We start from the raw sequence: 19,381 nt of genomic DNA, 5'->3' as shown, positions 1-19,381 counted from the left end.
TCCGGATACCACTTTACAGCTTAGCTACCGAACGTTAGCGAGCCTCAGACTTCCACGCCCTGGCTGGCCAGGTACTCTTCGTAAGTCCCGGCGTAGTCGACCAGCGTGCCGTCGTTCTTCACTTCGATGATGCGCGTGGCGAGACCCGACACGAACTCACGGTCATGCGAGACGAAAATCAGCGTGCCCGGATACTTGTCGAGCGCGATCTGAAGCGATTCGATCGATTCCATGTCCATGTGATTGGTCGGCTCGTCCATCATCATGACGTTGTGACGGCCGAGCATCAGCTTGCCCCAGATCATGCGGCCCTTTTCACCACCGGACAGCACGCGCACCGACTTGCCCACGTCGTCGCCACCGAACAGCAGACGGCCGAGCGAGCCACGGATCACCTGATCGTCGTCCCCTTCCTTGCCCCACTGCGTCATCCAGTCGGTGAGCGTCTGATCTTCCGGGAACGCTTCGGACGTATCCTGCGGGAAATAGCCGATATTCGCGTTTTCGGCCCACTTCACGTTGCCGCCGTCGACCGGCAGATCGGCCATCAGGCTGCGCAGCAGCGTGGTCTTACCGGCACCGTTCTCACCGATGATCGCGACACGTTCGCCCGCGCGCACCGCGCCCGTGAAGTTCTTGAAGATCTGACGGTCGTAGGCCTTCGAAATGCCATCGAATTCGAACGCGAGGTTGTGCAGCTTCTTCTCGAATTCGAAACGAATGAACGGGTTCTGACGCGACGACGGCTTGATGTCCTCCACCTTGATCTTGTCGATCTGCTTGAGGCGGCTCGTCGCCTGACGTGCCTTCGACTTGTTCGCCGAGAAGCGGCGCACGAAGTCTTGCAGGTCGGTGATGCGTTCCTTCGCCTTGGTGTTCGCCGCCATCTGACGCTCACGGGCCTGTGCCGACGCCAGCATGTAGTCGTCGTAGTTGCCCGGGTAAATCTTGAGCGTGCCGTAGTCCATGTCGGCCATGTGCGTGCACACGGCGTTCAAGAAGTGGCGATCGTGCGAAATGATGATCATGGTGGAGTTGCGCTCGTTGAGCACGTCTTCCAGCCAGCGGATCGTGTTGATGTCCAGGTTGTTGGTCGGTTCGTCGAGCAGCAGCACGTCCGGATTCGAGAACAGCGCCTGCGCCAGCAGCACACGCAGCTTCCAGCCCGGCGCGACGTTGCTCATCGGGCCCTGATGCTGATCCGTCGGAATGCCCACGCCCAGCAGCAGCTCGCCCGCACGCGCTTCGGCGGTGTAACCGTCGTACTCGGCAAACTTCGCTTCGAGTTCGGCCGCGTGCATGTAGTCGTCGTCGGTCGCTTCCGGATTCGCGTAGATCGCGTCGCGCTCGCTCATGGCCGCCCACATTTCGGTGTGGCCCATCATCACGACGTCGAGCACGCGCATGTCTTCATACGCGAACTGATCCTGCTTGAGCTTACCCAGACGCACGTTCGGTTCGAGCATGACGTTGCCGGCGCTCGGCTCAAGGTCGCTGCCGAGGATCTTCATGAACGTCGATTTGCCGCAACCGTTGGCACCGATCAGGCCATAGCGGTTGCCCCCGCCAAACTTGACGGAGATGTTCTCGAAGAGCGGCTTGGCGCCGAATTGCATCGTGATATTGGCAGTAGACAGCACAGGCGGTATCCGGGGAGATGAGTTGCGGCGGCACGAAATTGCGCCACGAAACCTGACATTTTAACACCGATGCGTGTCACGCGCCCTGTGTACGGCGTCACACCTTGTGAAGCTTCCTGAGCGGGGAACAGATTCCGGCCATCGACAACCACATAAATACCGCCCATCCATAAAAAAACCGCCAGCATCGGCCGGCGGCTTTTTCGTTGGCTTTGCCACACGAGGCGGCATCCACCTTTACTGCTTCGGCAGCGTGCCCTCGACGCCCTCCACGAACCAGTTGATCTGGTGCTTTTCGTCGTCATTGAGGGTCTTGCCCGCCGGCACGATTTCCTTGCCGTCCTGCCCCTTGAGCGGGCCGGTGAACGGGTCGTACTTGCCGTCGCGAATCGCGTCGTGACGCGCCGTCACGGCCTTGCGGGCCGCTTCCGACACGGCCTTGTCGTTGATGGCGACGAGGTTGATTTCGTCTTCCTTGATGCCACCCCAGACCGGCGTGTTCTTCCACGTGCCCTGCATGACTTCGTCGACCGTGCGGATGTAGTACTTGCTCCAGTCGATGGCGGCCGATGCCAGATGCGCGTTCGGGCCGAACTTGCTCATGTCCGAATCCCAGCCGAAGGCGTGAATCTTCTTCTCTTCGGCCACTTGCATGACCACGGCCGAGTCGACGTTCTGCATCAGCACGTCTGCGCCCTGACCCACCAGCGATTCTGCGGCCTGACGCTCCTTGCCCGGATCGAACCAGCTATTGATCCAGACGACCTTCACCTTGACCTTCGGATTGACTTCACGCGCGGCGATGGTGAACGCGTCGATATTGCGGATCACCTCGGGAATCGGCACCGACGCCACGTAGCCGATCACGTTCGACTTCGTGGTGTAACCGCCAACCACGCCCGCCAGATGCGCGCCTTCGTACGTACGCACGTCGTACGTGCCCAGGTTCGGTGCCGACTTGAAGCCCGTGGCATGCTCGAACGTCACGTCGGGGAAGTCGGCCGCCGTTTTGACCATCGAATCCATGTAGCCGAACGACGTGCCGAAAATCAGCTTGTTGCCCTTGCTCGCCAGATCGCGGAACACGCGCTCCGAGTCCGCGCCTTCCGGCACGTTTTCCACGCGGGTCACGGTGACCTTGTCGCCGTACTTGGCTTCAACGGCCTTCGCGCCTTGCTCATGCGCAAAGGTCCAGCCTGCGTCACCCGGGTTGCCGATGTAGACGAACGCCACAGCCATCGTGCCCTTGCCCGCCGGTGCCGCAGACGCCTGCGCGTCGGACGCTGCCGCCGGTGCGTTGGTGGTCGTGTTCTCCTGCTTGCCGCAGGCGGAGACCAGCATGGCGGCGGCCAGGCTTGCCATTGTGATCAGGACTTTACGTCGCATCGATTTTCTCCTCGTCATCGATTGTTTCAGTGAAATGCTTGTATCGCTTGCTACGTGCACGCTGTCGCCAACCCATCACCCACCCAGGCATCAGGACCCGGCAAAGAACGGTTTGCCCAGCGATGCCGGGGCGTTCAGGCGAATCGTCTGACGGTTGCGTGAAATGATCACCAGCACCACGATGGTTGCCAGATACGGCAGGCTTGCGAGCGCTTGCGAAGGGATGCGAATGCCCATCGCCTGCGCCTGAAATTGCAGCGCCATCACGACGCCGAACAGCAGCGCGCCGAGCGCGGTGCGTCCCGGCCGCCATGTGGCGAAGACCACCAGCGCAAGCGCGATCCAGCCACGTCCGGCCGTCAGGTTTTCCTGCCACAGACGCAAATAGCCGACCGAGTAATAGGCACCGGCGAGTCCCGACATGGCACCGCCGAACAGCGTCGCGAAATAACGAATCCGCACCACCGGATAGCCGATGGCATGGGCGACTGAGGGCGCTTCGCCAATCGAGCGCAGCACGAGACCGGCGCGGGTACGGTAAAGGAACCACGCAATCGCCGCGAGCAATGCGACCGAGAGATAGCCCAGCGGATTGAGCGAGAAGATGGACGCGCCCAGCACCGGAATCGACGACAGCCCCGGAATCGGCATGTCGCGCAACATCGGAATCGTCGCGTCGGTATACGGACGGCCGACGTACGCCGACAGGCCAATGCCGAAGATCGTCAGCGCCAGACCTGTGGCGACCTGATTGGCCATCAGCGAGAGCGTGAGCCACGCGAAAACGGCCGACATGACGACGCCCGACGCAATACCGGCGATGACACCCAGCCAGAGGCTGCCCGTTTGCACGGTGACGGCAAACGCGCCGATAGCCCCCATGAGCATCGTGCCTTCCACGCCGAGATTGAGAACGCCCGATTTTTCGGTGACGAGTTCGCCCAGCGCGGCGAGCATCAGGGGGATGGCGGCGATCACCGCGCTTGCGGCCAGCGGCGTCAGCAGATTGATCCAGTCCATGCTGCGCTCCTCAGGCGTCACGCGTCAGCGCACGAGCGCGCCGACGCAGTCGGTAGTTCACAAACACGTCGCAGCCCAGCAGGCTGAACAGCAGCAGCCCCTGGAACACGCCGCTGATGGCTTTGGGCAGCTGGAGCGACGTCTGCACCGCTTCGCCGCCGAGATACAGCAGCGCCATGAGCAGACTCGCCAGCACAATGCCCACCGGATGCAAGCGGCCGACGAACGCCACGATGATCGCCGTGAAGCCATACCCCGGTGCCCACGTCGCCTGCAATTGTCCCACCGGCCCCGCGACTTCGCCTGTTCCGGCCAGCCCGGCGGCCGCGCCACCGATCAGCAACGCGAGCCAGACCGCGCGCGGTTCCGAATAACCGGCGTAGCGTGCAGCGAGCGGTGCGAGACCGCCGACTTCCATGCGGTATCCCGCGAAGCTCTTGCGCATGAAGAACCACGCGAGTGGCACGGCCACCACGGCCATGAAGATGGAGGCATTCAGACGCGTACCCCGCCACGTCGCCCAGTGCCAGTCGCCGAAGAAGCGCGGGAACAGCGCGTCGCGGCTGAAGTTGATGGACTGCGGGAAGTTCATTCCATGCGGGTCTTGCCACGGTCCGCTGACGAGATAGATCAGCAACTGCGTCGCGACGTAGGTGAGCATCAGGCTCACGAGAATCTCATTGGCGTTGAAGCGCACACGCAGCAGCGCCGGAATGGCGGCCCACAGCATGCCGCCGAGCGCACCGGCCGCCATCATCAGCGGCAGCAGCCACGCACCGCCGTGGCCGTCGAAGTGGATAGCCACGCCCGACGCGAAGATCCCGCCGAGCAACAACTGCCCCTCTGCGCCGATGTTCCAGACGTTCGCGCGATAGCCGATGGCGAGCCCCAACGCGATCAGACACAGCGGCGACGCCTTGAGCAGCAGCTCCGACCAGCCGTTCAGACTGCTGATCGGCGCGAGGAAGAATGCAGCCATCGCCTGCGCTGGATTCTTGCCGAGAAAGCTGAAGATGAGCACGCCGCCAGCCAACGTGATGAGCGTGGCCACCAGCGGCATAACGAGCCGCATGGTGCGGGAAGGACTTGGCCGTGGCTCAAGCGTGATATCGAACATGGTGTCTGATGAATCGATGAAAGCATTACGGTGTTCCGGCTGGCGAGCGGTCGCTCGTCAAGCAACGGAACACGTCGAAAACGGAAAATGCCGCGCGCGCCCGTGTTTGCCCGTCAGGCGGCCGTTGCGGTGCGTTCTCCCGGGCCACCGGGGAACATCCCCGCCATCCACAGACCGATCTCACGCGCGTCGGTCTGCGCAGGTTTGCGCACAGGCGACAAACGTCCCTGCGCCAGCACAGTAATCCGGTCGCAAATCTCGAACAGCTCGTCGAGTTCTTCGGACAGCACCAGCACCGCCACGCCACGCGCAGACAAATCCAGCAATTGCTGACGGATGAAGGCCGCAGCCCCGACATCCACACCCCACGTCGGTTGCGCCACCACCAGCACCCGAGGCTCCTGCAAAATCTCGCGTCCGACGATGAACTTCTGCAAATTGCCGCCCGAGAGGCTTTGCGCAGCGGCGTCCGGGCCGCCCGCCTTCACGTTGAAGCGTTCGATGCACAACGTGGCGAACTTGCGCAACGTGCCGCGACGAATCCATCCCCCGCGAAGCAAGCCGAGATGTGCCGTGCCTGACGCACCCAGCAAGGCGTTATCCGTGAGCGACATGCTCGGCACTGCGCCGCGTCCCAACCGCTCCTCGGGGACGAAGGCGAGCCCGAGCCGTCGCCGCGTGGCCGCGCCCATGCGACCGACCGCACGGTCATGCAGCGCGATGGCTTCGGCATGCGGTGCACGCGCCTCGCCCGAGAGCGCTGCCAGCAGTTCGGCCTGCCCGTTGCCGGACACCCCCGCGATCCCCACGATTTCGCCTGCGTGCACATCGAGATTGACGTCATGCAGCGAAGTCCCGAACGGGTCTTCGCTCGTCATCGAGAGGTTCTTGAGCGACAACAGCACGTCGCCCGGCTGATGCGCGCGACGTTCGATCTGCGGCAATGCACGTCCGATCATCATCTGCGCCAGGGTCTCGGCGGTTTCCTCGCGCGGCACGGCGTGACCGGACACGCGTCCACCACGCAACACGGTCGCGCGGTCGCAAAGGTCGCGAATTTCGTCGAGCTTGTGGCTGATATAGACGATGCTGCATCCCTCGGCGGCGAGGCGGCGCAACGTCGTGAAGAGTTTCTGGACGGCCTGCGGCGTGAGCACCGAGGTCGGTTCGTCCATGATGAGCAGACGCGGATTCTGCAACAGGCAGCGCACGATCTCCACGCGCTGACGCTCGCCGACGGACAAGCTGTGAACGTGGCGCAGCGGATCGACCTCAAGCCCGTACTGGGTCGAGACCTCGCGGATGCGTTTGGCCAGCGCCTTGAGGTCGCGGCCTGCGTCGTCGAGCGCAAGAGAAATGTTCTCGGCGACGGTCAGCGTCTCGAACAATGAGAAATGCTGGAAGACCATGCCGATGCCGAGCTTGCGTGCCGCCGCCGGGCTATCGATGCGAACCGGTTGACCTTCCCAGAGGATTTCCCCGGCGTCGGGGCGCACGGCGCCGTAGATGATCTTCATCAACGTGCTCTTACCTGCGCCGTTCTCACCCAGTACCGCGTGGATCTCGCCGGGCAATACGCTCAACGCGATGTCGTCGTTGGCCACCACGCTCGGATAGCGTTTGGTGATGCCGGTCAGCGCCAGACGTGGCGTCGATTGCATGGAAAGGGTCACTGGCGGAGTCTGACTGAGTCTGAGTTCGGGGCTTGGGCGGTCCGAAAATACCCAATTCGCGGCGAAATGTCGAGTCTGTGTCATTAACAAGGACATCTAAGGCCACCTTACGAACGACGCGCGTCTAGTTTAGTGATAGGGACTTTCCGCTATAGAGGCCCCCACCCTTGTCCTTCATAATGATTTACTTATGCACTACAGGGTCCGACATATCCGGATCGTTATATTTCTCATGAGCCAAAACCGCGAACCGATTGACACCTATTTGCTGCGCGTTCTTCACACCCTGTTGATCGAGCGCAGCGTGACGCGTGCGGCCGTCAAACTGAATCAGTCGCAGCCGGCGATCAGCGCTGCGCTGCGCCGTTTGCGCGACATTACCGGCGATCCGCTGCTGGTTCGCGGCAAATCGGGCATGGTGCCGACCGAATACGGTCAGTCGCTGCTGGAGCCGACGCAAAACGCACTGCGCGAAATCGAGCGCATCACGGTGCAGCAATCGAATTTCGACCCGGCCACGACGGTGCGCACGTTCCGCATCGGCTCGCCCGACTATCTGAATACGCTGTTCGTGCCGACGGTCGTCGAACGTTTCCGCCAGCAAGCCCCCAACGCACAACTGGAACTGCACTCGCTCGGCCCCGCCTTCGACTACGAACACGCGCTCGAAGACGGCAAGGTGGACATCGTCATCGGCAACTGGCCGGAACCGCCCGAGCAGCTTCACCTCTCGAATCTGTTCGTCGACCAGATCGTGTGTCTGGTCCGTAATACGCATCCGTATGCCAAGCGCGGGCTCACGCTGGAGCAATACCTCGGCAGCCCGCACCTCGCGCCGACACCCTACTCCGTCGCCCAGCGCGGTGCGATCGACATGCACCTTGCGCGCGAGCGTCTGAAGCGCAATGTCGTCGTCACGATTCCGTACTTCAATCTGGCACCGTATGTCCTGCTGAAATCCGATCTGATTTTCACGACGACGCGCCTGTTTGCCGACCACTACGCGGAATTCCTGCCGCTTACGGTGCTGGAGACGCCCATCGATTTCCCGCCGATGCAGTACTACCAGTTGTGGCACGAGCGCACGCATTACTCGGACGAAGTGCGCTGGCTGCGCAGTGTGATTTCCGATGCGACGCGCACGCTGCTGGAATCGCGTACGCCGTCCTGACATCGATTCAACCCAAGGGGCTGTGCCGTTTTTACCGGCGGAGCGGCCCCCACCGCCCCGCCGAACCGCACGGCAGCGTTCCCCATGCACAGGAACGCCACCCCGACTTCCCGCTTGCCCATCGCCACGCCGGAACCGACTCACCCGAATCTGCCGATTGGGGTGAGCCGTCCCGCGACCTCACACCATGAATGTGCGGCCGGTGTGGCAACGCCTTACCGGGAAGCCTCGGCCAGTTGCCGCGCCAGCGCGTTGTGACGCGTGACGAGCGACGGCAGGTCGAGCGTCGTCAGACGCCCTTCTCGCACCACCACCCGTCCGTTCACCACGCTGTACGCAGCTTGTCCAGGATTACAGAAGACGAGCGCCGCCACGGGGTCGTGCAGACCGCCCGCCATGCCGACGCCACGCGTATCGAACGCCACGAAATCCGCCGCCATGCCCGCCGCGAGCACGCCGATGTCGTCGCGCCCCAGCACGCGCGCGCCGCCGACCGTCGCGATTTCCAGCGCTTCGCGCGCCGTCATCGCGCTCGGGCCGAATCCGACCCGTTGCAGCAGCAGCGCCTGACGCGCTTCGTTAATCATGCTCGCCGCATCGTTGGACGCCGAGCCGTCCACGCCCAGTCCGACGGGCACGCCTGCATCGCGCATCCGGCGAATCGGGGCGATGCCCGACGCGAGCCGCATATTCGAGCACGGGCAATGCGCCACACCGGTGCCGGTTTTCGCGAAGAGCGCGATCCCTGCGTCGTCGAGCTGAACACAGTGGGCGTGCCAGACATCGTGACCGACCCAGCCTAGATCCTGCGCATACTCGGCCGGCGTCATGCCGAACTTCTCGCGGCTATAGGCAATGTCGCTGACGTTCTCGGCCAGATGGGTGTGCAACGACACGCCGTAGTGGCGCGCCATCGTGGCCGACTCGCGCATCAGGTCGCGACTCACCGAGAACGGCGAGCAAGGCGCGACGACCACGCGCAGCATCGCGTAACGGCCTTCGTCGTGATACGTCTCGATGAGGCGTTGCGTGTCTTTGAGAATGTCGTCTTCACGCTCGACCACGCGGTCGGGCGGCAATCCGCCCTGACTCTGACCGACGCTCATGCTGCCCCGGCTCGCGTGAAAGCGCATGCCGATCTCGGCAGCAGCTTCGATGCTGTCGTCGAGCTTGCAGCCGTTCGGGTAAATGTAGAGATGGTCGCTCGACGTGGTACAGCCCGAGAGCAGCAGTTCGGCCATCGCTGTCTTCGTGGAGACGCGAATCATCTCCGGCGTGAGGTTGGCCCACACCGGATAGAGGTTCGTCAGCCAGTTGAACAGCTCGCCGTCCTGCGCGGCCGGAATGGCCCGCGTGAGGCTCTGGTACATGTGATGGTGCGTGTTGACCAGACCGGGAATGACGACGTGCCCCGTCAGATCGAGCACCTCGTCGGCGCTCGCCGGCAGCGTGTCGCTGGTGCCGACGGCCACGATCCGGTTGTCTTCGATGTACAGCCCGCCGCGCGCGATTTCGCGGCGACCGGCGTCCATCGTGACCAGCACTTCGGCATTCTTGACGAGCAACGTTTTCATCAATGCGCCTCCAGCCCCATACCCGATCCGTTTTTCTCGCCGTGGCCGTTGCCATGCGTCACCGGCGCTTTGAAGCCGTTGAAGTAGGCGTTCAGGATCACGGCGGACAGCGTAGCGAGCAGAATCCCGCTATGCAGCAACGGCGCGAGCTGTTCCGGCATCTTCGCGAAGAATTTGTTCGACGCGACCGGAATCATCGCCATGCCGATGCTGATGGCCACGATATACAGGTTGTAGCGGTTATGCGAGTAGTCGACCTTGGACAGGATCTTGATACCCGTGGCGAGCACCATGCCGAACATCACGACACCTGCGCCGCCCAGCACGAACTGGGGAATGGACGCCACGACGACCGACATCTTCGGAATCAGGCCGAACACCAGCAGGATAACGCCGGCCGAGGCACACACCCAGCGGCTCTTCACGCCGGTGACGCCAACAAGGCCGATGTTTTGCGAGAACGAGGTATGCGGGAAGGTGTTGAACAGGCCGCCGATGACCGTGGCAACGCCGTCGACACGCAGGCCGGCGACCAGCGCCTTTTCATCCACCGGCTTACCGACGATCTCTCCCAACGCGAGGAACATGCCCGTCGATTCGATGAAGGTAATCAGAATCACGATGGTGAGCGTCACGATGGCCCACGGATCGAACACGGGCATACCGAAGTGGAACGGCAGCACGATGTCGAACCATTTCACCTGATCGAGTCCGTCGAAGTTCACTTTATGCAGCAACAGTGCAATGCCGAATCCGAAAAGGATGCCGAGCAGCACGGCGATGTTCGAGAAGAAGCCTTTCACGAAGCGCGTGATCAGCAAGATGAAGATGAGCACGGCAAACGACACACCGAGGTAGACCGGGTCGCCGTAGTCGGGATTGCCCACGCCACCGGCCGCCCAGTTGATGCCCACGCCGATGATCGTCAGCCCGATGGACGTAATGACGATACCCGTCACGATCGGCGGGAAGAAGCGCAGCAACTTGCCCACGAGCGGCGCGATCAGCGTGCCAATGATTCCGGACGCGATGGTCGCCCCGAAGATACCGGGTAAGCCTAGCGAGGGGTTCGTGCCGATGGCGAGCATCGGCCCGACAGCAGCGAATGTGACCGCCATGATGACGGGCATACGGATACCGAAGCGGCCCACGCCAACGCTTTGAATCAGCGTGGCGATGCCGCAGCACATCAGGTCGGCGGAGATCAGAAACGCAATCTGATCTTTGGGCAGACCCAGCGCGCCGCCGATGATGAGGGGCACGGCGACCGCGCCCGCGTACATCACCAGAACGTGTTGCAGGCCCAGCATGAACAATTTTCCGATCGGCAGTCGCTCATCGACCGGATCCACGGTATTGGTTGTCACACTCATTGCGTCTCCGTCCCTCGGGGGGCTGTTTAATGTCTATTTTTAGGGTGACTCAATGGTGCAGGTCGACGCACTTTGCGGCAAGACCACCGGAGGCTATAGTGTTTTTTTCATGGAACGTATGCATGAATGCTTATCTTGCGTCTCGGGTTTTCCCCAAGCATGCACGTAACCATTGGGCTTCCCGGGCGATCCGTCTCCTGTCGCGATAACGGCTCATATGACAGGCGTTATACGCCGGATAACAGAATCCGATAGTCCTCCAAAAAATCCCAATTCCGGTGCACGCGGCGTACGCTTCAGACGTCACGATGCCATATTGAAGCGCGTCATCTTTTTTGTCCTGCATAACGGAGTATGTGGGGGTATGTGCGCGTTTTTATCTTTGGTATTGCGCGCGTTGCCGGGCCGCCATCTCCCTACAATGCACCCATCCATCACAGGAGACATCATGGGACGACTGACTACCCACGTACTAGATACATCGCACGGCAAGCCAGGCGCGGGCATCCGTGTCGAGCTGTGGCGCGTGGACGGCGAGCGCCGTTCGCTGCGCGACGTGCAGACGAATGCCGACGGCCGCTGCGACAAGCCGCTGCTCGAAGGTGAGGAATTCGCCGCCGGCGAATACGAGCTGGTGTTCCACGCAGGCGACTATTTCGCCGCGCAGGGCGTGGACGTGCCGTCGCCGCGCTTCGTGGATCGCGTGGTGCTGCGTTTCGGCATCGCGGAGCCTTCCCAGCATTACCACGTGCCCCTTCTGGTGTCGCCGTGGAGCTTTTCAACGTATCGCGGTAGCTAAATCGCGAACGTGAACGTCAGGCAGTTGAGGAGAACATAAGATGGAAGCGTTTATTACCGACTGGGTCAATCTGTTGCTGCGCTGGCTGCATGTGGTGGCGGCCATTGCCTGGATTGGCGAGTCGTTCTATTTCGTGATGCTGGACAATGGTCTGAAGCCACCCAAAGCTGCCGAGGACAAACAGAAAGGCGTGTTCGGCGAGATGTGGTCGGTGCACGGCGGCGGTTTCTACCACGCCCAGAAGTATCTGAATTCACCGCCGCAGATGCCGGAAGATCTGCACTGGTCGAAGTGGAAGTCGTACACGACGTGGCTCTCGGGCTTCGCCCTGTTCTGCGTGCTGTACCTGCTGCAACCGCAAACGTATCTGATCGACAAGAACGTGATGGATCTGCAACCGGGTCAGGCCGTGGGCCTTGCGGTCGCGTTCCTGATCGGCGGCTGGTTCGTCTATGACTTCCTGTGCCGCATTCTGGGCAAGAACGATCGTCTGCTGGGCATCGGTGTGGCGCTGTTCGTGGTGGCCGCAACGTATGCGACGACGCACATCTTCGCTGGCCGCGCCGCGTTCCTGATCGTGGGCGCGATGATGGCGACGTCGATGTCGGCGAACGTGTTCTTCTGGATCATTCCGGGCCAGCGCAAGAGCGTGGACGCGCTCTCGAAGGGCGAAGTCCCGAACCCGATCTGGGGCAAGCTCGGCAAGCAACGTTCGGTGCACAACACGTACTTCACGCTGCCGGTCGTGTTCATCATGATCAGCAACCACTATGCGTTCACGTACAGCAACCCGTACAACTGGGTGATCCTCACGATCATCATGGCCGCAGGCGCAATGATTCGTCAGTTCTTCGTGCTGCGTCACGCAGGCAAGAATCTGTACGCGCTGCCGGTGGCCGGAGCCGCACTGCTCGCAGGCGTTGCCGTGTTTGCTGCCCCCCGTCCCGCCCCGGCACCTGCCGCTGGCGCACACGGTGAGGCCGCTGCCCCGGCCGTGAAGCTCTCGGAGATTCAGCCGATCCTCACGCAACGTTGCGCCACCTGCCACTCGGCCAAGCCGACGATGATGGGTAGCGCACCGGCCGGCGTGATGCTCGATACACCCGCCGAGATCTCGCAAAACGCACAACGCATTTATCAGCAATCGGTCGCGCTCAAATCGATGCCCCTGGGCAACGTGACGCAAATGACCGATGAAGAGCGCCAGAAGATTGCCGCGTGGTTTAACGGCGGCGCACAACAATAACGGCATTACCGTCTTTCTTGCTGGACCCATGTTGGGGCGCTTCGGCGCCCCTTTTTTCATCGCGACATTCCCATGATGTCAGCCGAAGCGCTGCCTAAAACGTCCTCCAAGTGAGGGAACTTCGGCGTAGCACGGCGTGTCTGTCATACGCGCCCGGATTTCCGGGCCGAACGACAAACATCATGAATTTCCTCCTTTTCTGTTCCTCCCGGCAAGGCGTCGTCTGGGTGCATCTGCACCAGGCGATGTTCCCTCCGTCCGTCTGACTGCCTCGCTGACGTCCACCCGCTCGGGTGTCACGCAGCGGGGCGGAGCGCTTACGCCATCGCTTGCGCGTGAGCGACAACCCTCCCCATCCCGAAGTCTCTGAAGTTCTGAAGCCTTTGATGTGCAAGCCACGGTGAGCCGCGTCCCGACACGACGCGGTGCGAAGTCATCGGGGGGACCATGTCTCTTTCCACGTCGACCAATCATTGCAATCATTCGCAGGGCGCACGGACGTCTCTGCTCAAGGAATTTACGTCTCTCGCGATTCCGACGATCCTCTCCGGCTGGGTCTACACGATCTACACGCTGATCGACGGAATCTTTATCGGCCGCTATGTCGGTCAACAAGCGCTGGCCGCGCTGAATCTCGTGGTGCCGCTGCTTTATGTACCGTACGCCGTCAGCGTGATGGTGGGCGTCGGGGGTGCCACGCTCATCGCCCGTCTGCTGGGTGAGCAACGGCATGCGGAAGCGCGTCGTGCGTTCTCGCAAGTGCTGTGGGTGATGCTCGTCTCGGGCGTCCTGATGAGTGCTGGTGTGCTCGTCTTCAAGCATGAGATCGCGGCCGCCCTGGGTGCGCAAGGCGCGATCACGGCGGATGTCGTCGCCTATCTGTCCGGCTGGGGCTGGTTCGTGCTGTTTGCCAACGGTCTTTACGCGATGGAGTTGTTCCTGCGCGTCGAAGGTGCACCCGCCGCCCGTTTCGGTCTGTATGCGATGTTCATGGGCGCACTCGCGAACGTGGCGCTCGACTACTGGTTCATCGTCGTTCGTGGGATGGGCATGCACGGTGCAGCGCTCGCCACCGGGTTGTCGATGATGGTGTCGAGCAGCGTGATGTTCGCATATCACCTCTTCCTGGCGAAGCAGGTGGTGCCGGCCCGTCGCGCCTTCGGTGGCGGAGAGACGCACGTGTGGCGGGCGATGTACAACGGCGCGTCGGAGTTCCTCGGCGCGATCGCGCCGGCGGTGACGGTGTTCGTCTTCAACCGCGTGATTCTGGCGAGCTTCGGTGAGCCGGGGCTGGCCGCTTACGCGATCCTCGAATACATGACACTCGGGGCGACGGTGACGATGGTCGCACTCGTGCAGAGCATGCAGCCGATGATCAGCTTTTATCGTGGCGCGCAGAATGCGAAGGCGCTTCAGGGGTCGTTCCGTCTCGGTGTGATCGCGGTGATGGGATTCTCGCTACTCGTCGCGGTCGCTATGGCGACGCTGGCGCGTCCGCTGACGTTCCTCTTCCTGCCCGCCGGTGGCGACGCATGGTCGATTCTGGAGCACGCCGTAATCTGGTACGCGCTGGCGTTTCTGCCCGCGGCAGGCAATCTGATCGTCGCGGGCTATCTGACGGCGGTGGAAGCACCGGGCCCGTCGGCAGCCATCGCGATGCTGCGCAGCTGGATTTTGCTGCTGGGCATTCTCTGGTTGCTCGACGCGCTTTTCGGCGGCGGCGCGATCTGGTACACGCTACTCGCCACGGAAGCGGCGACGCTCGCCGTCAGTGCATGGCTGTATCGGAAGCAGCACCGCAGTCTCGGGTTGGCGTAACAGGTGCACCGATGCGCGGATGCTTGTCGGTCAAAGGCCGGCGCGCATCTGCGCACGGTCGTCAGGACGGCATCTTGAGCGATACGGTCTGCGCAAGCGACTGAACGCTCCCCGGCTCGTCCGCGCCGGGCATGCCTTCGGGCGGCTCGGCGCGCGGCGGTAGCGACGCGGGCACGCTGGCCACGCTGGACGTCGCCCATTGCGGTTCGGGCAGTTCGTCGAACACCTGACGCAGACGCGAGCCCCACGTGTCGTGGATCATCTTGTAGTAGACGTTCTCGTCGTCGAGCGACGCGAAGCGCGTCACGCGCAGACTGTCTTCTTCGTAGACGAGCAGATCGAGCGGCAATCCGACGGAGACGTTGGAGCGCAGCGTGGAGTCCATCGAGATGAGGGCACATTTCGCGCCGTCGTCGAGCGACGTCGCTGGCGTGACCAGCCGGTCGATGATGGGCTTGCCATACTTCGACTCGCCGATCTGGAAGTATGGATTGACGGAGGACGCTTCGATGAAGTTGCCCGCCGAGTACAACTGGAACAATCGGCTGCGCGCACCGGCGATTTGTCCGCCCAGCAGAAAGCTGCAATTGAAGTCGACGCCGAACGCTTCGAGCGACTTGGCGTCGCGCGTGTAGACGTCGCGAATGGCCTGCCCGACGACGCGCGCCACGTCGCTCATGGTCTTGGCGGTCCACAGCGTTTCTGTGTCGCGCGCCTCGACCAGTTGCTGGCGCACCGCCTGCGTCAGCGCCAGATTCCCCGCCGACAGCAGCACGATGACGCGTTCGCCCGGACGCTCGAAGACGAGCATCTTGCGGAATGTGCTCACATGATCGACGCCCGCGTTGGTGCGGGTGTCGGAAAGAAAGACCAGCCCGGCATCGAGCTTCATGGCCACGCAATACGTCATGTCGTTCCTGTCTTGCCGTGCAAGGCGCGCCGCCTCGCTACGTTGAAAAGCTATTGTTGTTGATCGAGCGGTGTCGTATCGACGCTGACCGATACGTGCAACTTCTCGGTCGCACCACCGCTACGCATCCCTCTGACGGGTGCCGCTGATTCGTAGTCTCGCCCCACCGCCAGACGGCAGTAGTTGCCGCTGGCGAAGCAGGCATGTGTGACGTCGATGCTGACCCACCCTGCCCCATCCACCCACACGTCGACCCAGGCATGGCTGGCCGCATGCGGCACGTCGCCCGGATCGATGTACCCGCTGACGTAGCGCGCCGGCACGCCACGCGCGCGGCAGACGGCCAGCATGAGGTGCGCATGATCCTGACAGACCCCGCGCCCCAGTGCGAGCGCCTGTGCAGCAGTGCTGGTCACTGCGGTGATCCCTGATTCGTAGTCGACCTGCTCGCAAATGGCGGCCGCCAGCGCCAGCAACTCTCCCGGCGTGGCAACCCCGGCGTCGCCCGCCAGGGCGTCGATGCCGTCGCTGCGCCCCGTCAACGGCGTAGGGCTGGCGAAGCATAACACTGGTACGGCGTGGCTCGTTTCCCCCAGCCTGCCGTCGTTGAGCGGTGTCGTTTCGACCTCGCCTTCGGCCAGCAGATGGATCTCGTCGTGCGGTTGATGCAGAACGAGCGTATGCATATCGTTGCCGAAGGCGTCGCGCGCGGGCGTAAGCTTGCCCGGCGCGCTCAGTCGCCATTGCACGATGCGCTGCACTTCCGACGCGCTCGGCGTGAGCCGAAGCTGCTGGATGGTGTAGCGCACCGGTGTGTCGTAGCGGTAGGTGGTTTCGTGGCGAATGGTCAGGCGCATGGCATCAGGCGGCGAGCGGGATCAGGAAGGTCTGACTGATCTTGTTACCGAGCACGGAGACTCGCTCGAGGAATTCGGTCAGCACGGGGTGCAAGCCTTGCTGTCGGATCTGCTGGATGTCGGTGTACTTGAGTTCGGACTGAAGTTTGCCCGCGTAGCGTTCGACGTCGCCGGACTGGGCATTGGAGAGCGTGGCAAGGTTTTCGCACACGCCCGTGAGCGATGCGAGCAACGAGCGCGGCATGTGCGCATTGAGCATCAGCAGCTCGACCACACGTTCGGGGGTGATGACGTCGCGATAGACTTTTCGGTAGATTTCGAAGCCGGAGACACTGCGCAGTACGGCCGACCAGTAGTAGAAGTCGGTCGGATGCGACGCATCCGGCCCCGCCTTGTCGGCACGCACGGCTTCGTGGAAGCGGACGTCGAGAATGCGGGCGGTGTTGTCGGCGCGCTCAAGGAACAGGCCGAGCCGGGTGAAGTAGAACGCGTCGTCCTGGAACAAGGTGCCGAAGCTCACGCCTCGCGAGAGGTGCGAACGCACTTTGACCCATTCGAACAGGTGCGCAGGGTCACGCTCAAGCAGATCGAGGATGCGCGGGAAATCCAGCCAGGTACTGTTGACGGTCTCCCACAGTTCGGTGGTGAGTGTGCCGCGCACGGCACGGGCGTTCTCCCGCGCGGCCGCCAGACAGCAGGCGATGCTCGACGGGTTTTCGGGGTCGCGCACCACGAAGTCGAGCACGTTGGCCCGCGTCGCACGCGCATGTTTTCGATTGAACGCCGGCTCCAGCTCGGAGATGCGCAAGGTGGCGCGCCAGCCCGCTTCGTTGTCGATGCCGCCGGCGAGGACTTGCGTCATGTCGGTGTCGTCTTCGTCGTCGATGGCATCCTGCGGAAGCAGGAGGTTTTGCAGGTTGACGTCGAGCAGGCGAGCGGTATTCTCAGCCCGCTCCATATAGCGGGCCATCCAAAACAAGTGGTCGGCGGTACGGCTGAGCATGATCTCTTCCCGATAGTTTCGCTTACTTTTCCCTTACTTTTCCAATACCCAGGTGTCCTTCGTCCCCCCGCCCTGCGAGGAGTTGACGACCAGCGAACCCTCTGTGAGCGCCACGCGCGTCAGGCCACCCGGCACCATGGTCACACCCTTGCCTGAAGACAATACGAAGGGCCGCAGGTCGATGTGTCGCGGCGCGATACCGGCCTCGACGAACGTCGGGCATGCGGAAAGCGCCAGCGTGGGTTGCGCAATGTAGCCGTCGGGTTTCGCGATAAGCCGCTGGCGGAAGGCTTCGATTTCGGCTTTGGTGGATGCCGGACCGACGAGCATGCCGTAGCCGCCCGCACCATGGACCTCCTTGACGACCAGCTCACCGAGGTTGTCGAGGGTGTACGCAAGGTCGTCGGGCCGACGGCACTGGTAGGTCGGCACGTTGTTCAGGATCGGCTTCTCTCCGAGGTAGAACTCGATCATGTCGGGGACGAACGGGTAGATAGACTTGTCGTCGGCGACGCCTGTACCGATGGCGTTGGCCAGCGTCACGCGCCCCGCACGATAGACACTCAGCAACCCCGGCACACCCAACGTCGAGTCGGCTCGGAAGGCCAATGGATCAAGGAAGTCGTCGTCAATACGACGATAGATGACGTCGACACGCTTCGGACCGTTGGTCGTGCGCATGTAGACGAGGTTGTCTTCGACGAACAAATCCTGCCCTTCGACAAGTTCGATCCCCATCTGCTGCGCGAGGAACGCATGCTCGAAGTAGGCGGAGTTGTAGATGCCGGGTGTCATGACGACGACGGTGGGATCGTCCACGCCGATCGGGGCCACCGCGCGCAGACTGTCTAGCAACAAGTCCGGGTAATGCTCCACCGGTGCAATGCGGTTACGCGCGAACAACTCCGGGAACAACCGCATCATCATCTTGCGATTCTCCAGCATGTACGACACGCCGGATGGCACCCGTAAGTTGTCTTCCAACACGTAGAAGACGCCATCGTCTCCCGTTCCCGCTCTGACGACATCGACGCCCGCGATGTGCGAGTAGATATCGCCAGGAACGTCCACGCCCTGCATCTCAGGACGATACTGCGCGTTCTTCAACACCTGATCGGCCGGGATTACCCCCGCGCGCAGGATGTTCTGCTCGTGGTAGACGTCGTGAATAAACTTGTTGAGCGCCTCGACTCGCTGACGCAAACCCGTCTGCAAGGTCTGCCACTCATGCGCCGGAATGATCCGAGGGATCAGATCGAACGGGATCAGGCGCTCGGTGCCCGCCTCATTCCCATACACAGCAAAGGTGATCCCGACGCGCCGGAACGCCAGATCAGCCTCGGCTCGCTTATGGTGCAAGACATCGTCTGTCTGACATTTCAACCAGTCGTCAAACCGCCGGTAGTGCGAACGCGTCGCACCCGTGATGCTCGCCATCTCGTTATAGCTCTCGACCATACGCTTCTCCGCAGATTGCTGTGTCGAGATCGAGCAATATCCATGCCCGAGCTGTTTATCCGCCCTTTTTTTACCCTTTTTTCACCGTTTTCTATCCTTTTCACCCTTTCCGCACGCTTTCGGTGCGCCCGCACTCCCTCCCCCATCTACGCGCACCATGTCAGTGTTTTTCGAAGTATAGGAGCTGGGTTTTGCCTCAGTCTGTTGTGTTTACCCCCGCCCCCGCCCCCCAAAACCTCCCCCCTAACGGACCGGAGCCCCTTTCCGCCGCTCAGACATAAACCCAACTCGCTGCAGAAAGGCGCCCCGGTCCGTCTCCCTCGAAGCACCCAGTGC

At 62.2% G+C, this 19,381-nt stretch carries 15 protein-coding genes; 4 read left to right on the top strand and 11 right to left on the bottom strand.

What is annotated here, in order from left to right:
- Positions 1-44: 44 nt before the first annotated feature.
- The 5 genes from PAQ31011_RS00075 to PAQ31011_RS00055 form a co-directional block, all read right to left on the bottom strand.
- Positions 45-1,640, bottom strand: a complete 1,596-nt coding sequence (locus PAQ31011_RS00075; protein ID WP_150573921.1) for an ABC-F family ATPase — start codon at positions 1,638-1,640, stop codon at positions 45-47.
- Between the two features lie 237 nt (positions 1,641-1,877).
- A complete protein-coding gene (locus tag PAQ31011_RS00070) occupies positions 1,878-3,026 on the bottom strand; it encodes a BMP family ABC transporter substrate-binding protein (RefSeq protein ID WP_150573920.1) in 1,149 nt (382 codons plus the stop codon).
- Between the two features lie 90 nt (positions 3,027-3,116).
- A complete protein-coding gene (locus PAQ31011_RS00065; protein WP_150573919.1) occupies positions 3,117-4,046 on the bottom strand; it encodes an ABC transporter permease in 930 nt (309 codons plus the stop codon).
- A 10-nt stretch (positions 4,047-4,056) separates the two neighbouring features.
- Positions 4,057-5,163 carry an ABC transporter permease gene (locus tag PAQ31011_RS00060; protein WP_150573918.1) on the bottom strand — a complete coding sequence of 369 codons (1,107 nt, stop codon included), beginning with the start codon at positions 5,161-5,163 and terminating at the stop codon, positions 4,057-4,059.
- 113 nt (positions 5,164-5,276) lie between these two features.
- Positions 5,277-6,824: an ABC transporter ATP-binding protein gene (locus PAQ31011_RS00055; RefSeq protein ID WP_150573917.1), complete on the bottom strand. Its 1,548-nt coding sequence runs from the start codon at positions 6,822-6,824 to the stop codon at positions 5,277-5,279.
- Between the two features lie 244 nt (positions 6,825-7,068).
- On the opposite strand from PAQ31011_RS00055, the gene PAQ31011_RS00050 reads away from it, so the two are divergent.
- Positions 7,069-8,007, top strand: a complete 939-nt coding sequence (locus PAQ31011_RS00050) for a LysR substrate-binding domain-containing protein (protein WP_039398644.1) — start codon at positions 7,069-7,071, stop codon at positions 8,005-8,007.
- Between the two features lie 215 nt (positions 8,008-8,222).
- On the opposite strand, the gene PAQ31011_RS00045 is transcribed toward PAQ31011_RS00050, so the two are convergent.
- Entirely contained in the window at positions 8,223-9,581 is a 1,359-nt protein-coding gene (locus PAQ31011_RS00045) for an 8-oxoguanine deaminase (protein WP_150573916.1), read from the bottom strand.
- Positions 9,581-10,954 carry a nucleobase:cation symporter-2 family protein gene (locus PAQ31011_RS00040; RefSeq protein WP_150573915.1) on the bottom strand — a complete coding sequence of 458 codons (1,374 nt, stop codon included), beginning with the start codon at positions 10,952-10,954 and terminating at the stop codon, positions 9,581-9,583. The genes PAQ31011_RS00045 and PAQ31011_RS00040 overlap by 1 nt, the downstream gene beginning before the upstream one ends.
- A 448-nt stretch (positions 10,955-11,402) precedes the next feature.
- On the opposite strand from PAQ31011_RS00040, the gene uraH reads away from it, so the two are divergent.
- The 3 genes from uraH (at position 11,403) to PAQ31011_RS00025 (ending at position 14,817) form a co-directional block, all read left to right on the top strand.
- Positions 11,403-11,753 (top strand): hydroxyisourate hydrolase, encoded by a 351-nt coding sequence (gene uraH / locus PAQ31011_RS00035; RefSeq protein ID WP_150573914.1) that lies wholly within the window; start codon positions 11,403-11,405, stop codon positions 11,751-11,753.
- A gap of 40 nt (positions 11,754-11,793) precedes the next feature.
- Positions 11,794-12,999 carry a urate hydroxylase PuuD gene (locus tag PAQ31011_RS00030; RefSeq protein WP_150573913.1) on the top strand — a complete coding sequence of 402 codons (1,206 nt, stop codon included), beginning with the start codon at positions 11,794-11,796 and terminating at the stop codon, positions 12,997-12,999.
- 447 nt (positions 13,000-13,446) lie between these two features.
- Positions 13,447-14,817 (top strand): MATE family efflux transporter, encoded by a 1,371-nt coding sequence (locus tag PAQ31011_RS00025; protein WP_150573912.1) that lies wholly within the window; start codon positions 13,447-13,449, stop codon positions 14,815-14,817.
- A 61-nt stretch (positions 14,818-14,878) separates the two neighbouring features.
- On the opposite strand, the gene PAQ31011_RS00020 is transcribed toward PAQ31011_RS00025, so the two are convergent.
- From PAQ31011_RS00020 to PAQ31011_RS00005, 4 genes are read right to left on the bottom strand one after another with little or no spacing between them, the layout of a single operon-like run.
- On the bottom strand, positions 14,879-15,727 hold the full coding sequence (locus tag PAQ31011_RS00020) for a proteasome-type protease (protein WP_150573911.1): 849 nt from the start codon (positions 15,725-15,727) through the stop codon (positions 14,879-14,881).
- A 50-nt stretch (positions 15,728-15,777) separates the two neighbouring features.
- Positions 15,778-16,584: a transglutaminase family protein gene (locus PAQ31011_RS00015; protein ID WP_150573910.1), complete on the bottom strand. Its 807-nt coding sequence runs from the start codon at positions 16,582-16,584 to the stop codon at positions 15,778-15,780.
- A 4-nt stretch (positions 16,585-16,588) separates the two neighbouring features.
- Positions 16,589-17,587: an alpha-E domain-containing protein gene (locus PAQ31011_RS00010; protein ID WP_150573909.1), complete on the bottom strand. Its 999-nt coding sequence runs from the start codon at positions 17,585-17,587 to the stop codon at positions 16,589-16,591.
- Positions 17,588-17,620: 33 nt separating this feature from the next.
- Positions 17,621-19,045 (bottom strand): circularly permuted type 2 ATP-grasp protein, encoded by a 1,425-nt coding sequence (locus PAQ31011_RS00005; RefSeq protein WP_174989815.1) that lies wholly within the window; start codon positions 19,043-19,045, stop codon positions 17,621-17,623.
- Between the last annotated feature and the right edge of the window lie 336 nt (positions 19,046-19,381).

The organism is Pandoraea aquatica (genome assembly GCF_902459565.1).
In the GTDB taxonomy this organism is placed as follows: Bacteria; Pseudomonadota; Gammaproteobacteria; order Burkholderiales; family Burkholderiaceae; genus Pandoraea; species Pandoraea aquatica.
Note: the sequence above shows the minus strand (reverse complement) of the source record. Positions and strands in the feature narration are given on the sequence as shown.

What these genes read in the sequence shown, in the direction of transcription:
- PAQ31011_RS00070 (WP_150573920.1), bottom strand. Translation starts at nt 3,026, where the DNA reads ATGCGACGTAAAGTCCTGATCACAATGGCAAGCCTGGCCGCCGCCATG.
- PAQ31011_RS00065 (WP_150573919.1), bottom strand. Translation starts at nt 4,046, where the DNA reads ATGGACTGGATCAATCTGCTGACGCCGCTGGCCGCAAGCGCGGTGATC.
- PAQ31011_RS00060 (WP_150573918.1), bottom strand. Translation starts at nt 5,163, where the DNA reads ATGTTCGATATCACGCTTGAGCCACGGCCAAGTCCTTCCCGCACCATG.
- PAQ31011_RS00055 (WP_150573917.1), bottom strand. Translation starts at nt 6,824, where the DNA reads ATGCAATCGACGCCACGTCTGGCGCTGACCGGCATCACCAAACGCTAT.
- PAQ31011_RS00050 (WP_039398644.1), top strand. Translation starts at nt 7,069, where the DNA reads ATGAGCCAAAACCGCGAACCGATTGACACCTATTTGCTGCGCGTTCTT.
- PAQ31011_RS00045 (WP_150573916.1), bottom strand. Translation starts at nt 9,581, where the DNA reads ATGAAAACGTTGCTCGTCAAGAATGCCGAAGTGCTGGTCACGATGGAC.
- PAQ31011_RS00040 (WP_150573915.1), bottom strand. Translation starts at nt 10,954, where the DNA reads ATGAGTGTGACAACCAATACCGTGGATCCGGTCGATGAGCGACTGCCG.
- uraH (WP_150573914.1), top strand. Translation starts at nt 11,403, where the DNA reads ATGGGACGACTGACTACCCACGTACTAGATACATCGCACGGCAAGCCA.
- PAQ31011_RS00030 (WP_150573913.1), top strand. Translation starts at nt 11,794, where the DNA reads ATGGAAGCGTTTATTACCGACTGGGTCAATCTGTTGCTGCGCTGGCTG.
- PAQ31011_RS00025 (WP_150573912.1), top strand. Translation starts at nt 13,447, where the DNA reads ATGTCTCTTTCCACGTCGACCAATCATTGCAATCATTCGCAGGGCGCA.
- PAQ31011_RS00020 (WP_150573911.1), bottom strand. Translation starts at nt 15,727, where the DNA reads ATGACGTATTGCGTGGCCATGAAGCTCGATGCCGGGCTGGTCTTTCTT.
- PAQ31011_RS00015 (WP_150573910.1), bottom strand. Translation starts at nt 16,584, where the DNA reads ATGCGCCTGACCATTCGCCACGAAACCACCTACCGCTACGACACACCG.
- PAQ31011_RS00010 (WP_150573909.1), bottom strand. Translation starts at nt 17,587, where the DNA reads ATGCTCAGCCGTACCGCCGACCACTTGTTTTGGATGGCCCGCTATATG.
- PAQ31011_RS00005 (WP_174989815.1), bottom strand. Translation starts at nt 19,045, where the DNA reads ATGGTCGAGAGCTATAACGAGATGGCGAGCATCACGGGTGCGACGCGT.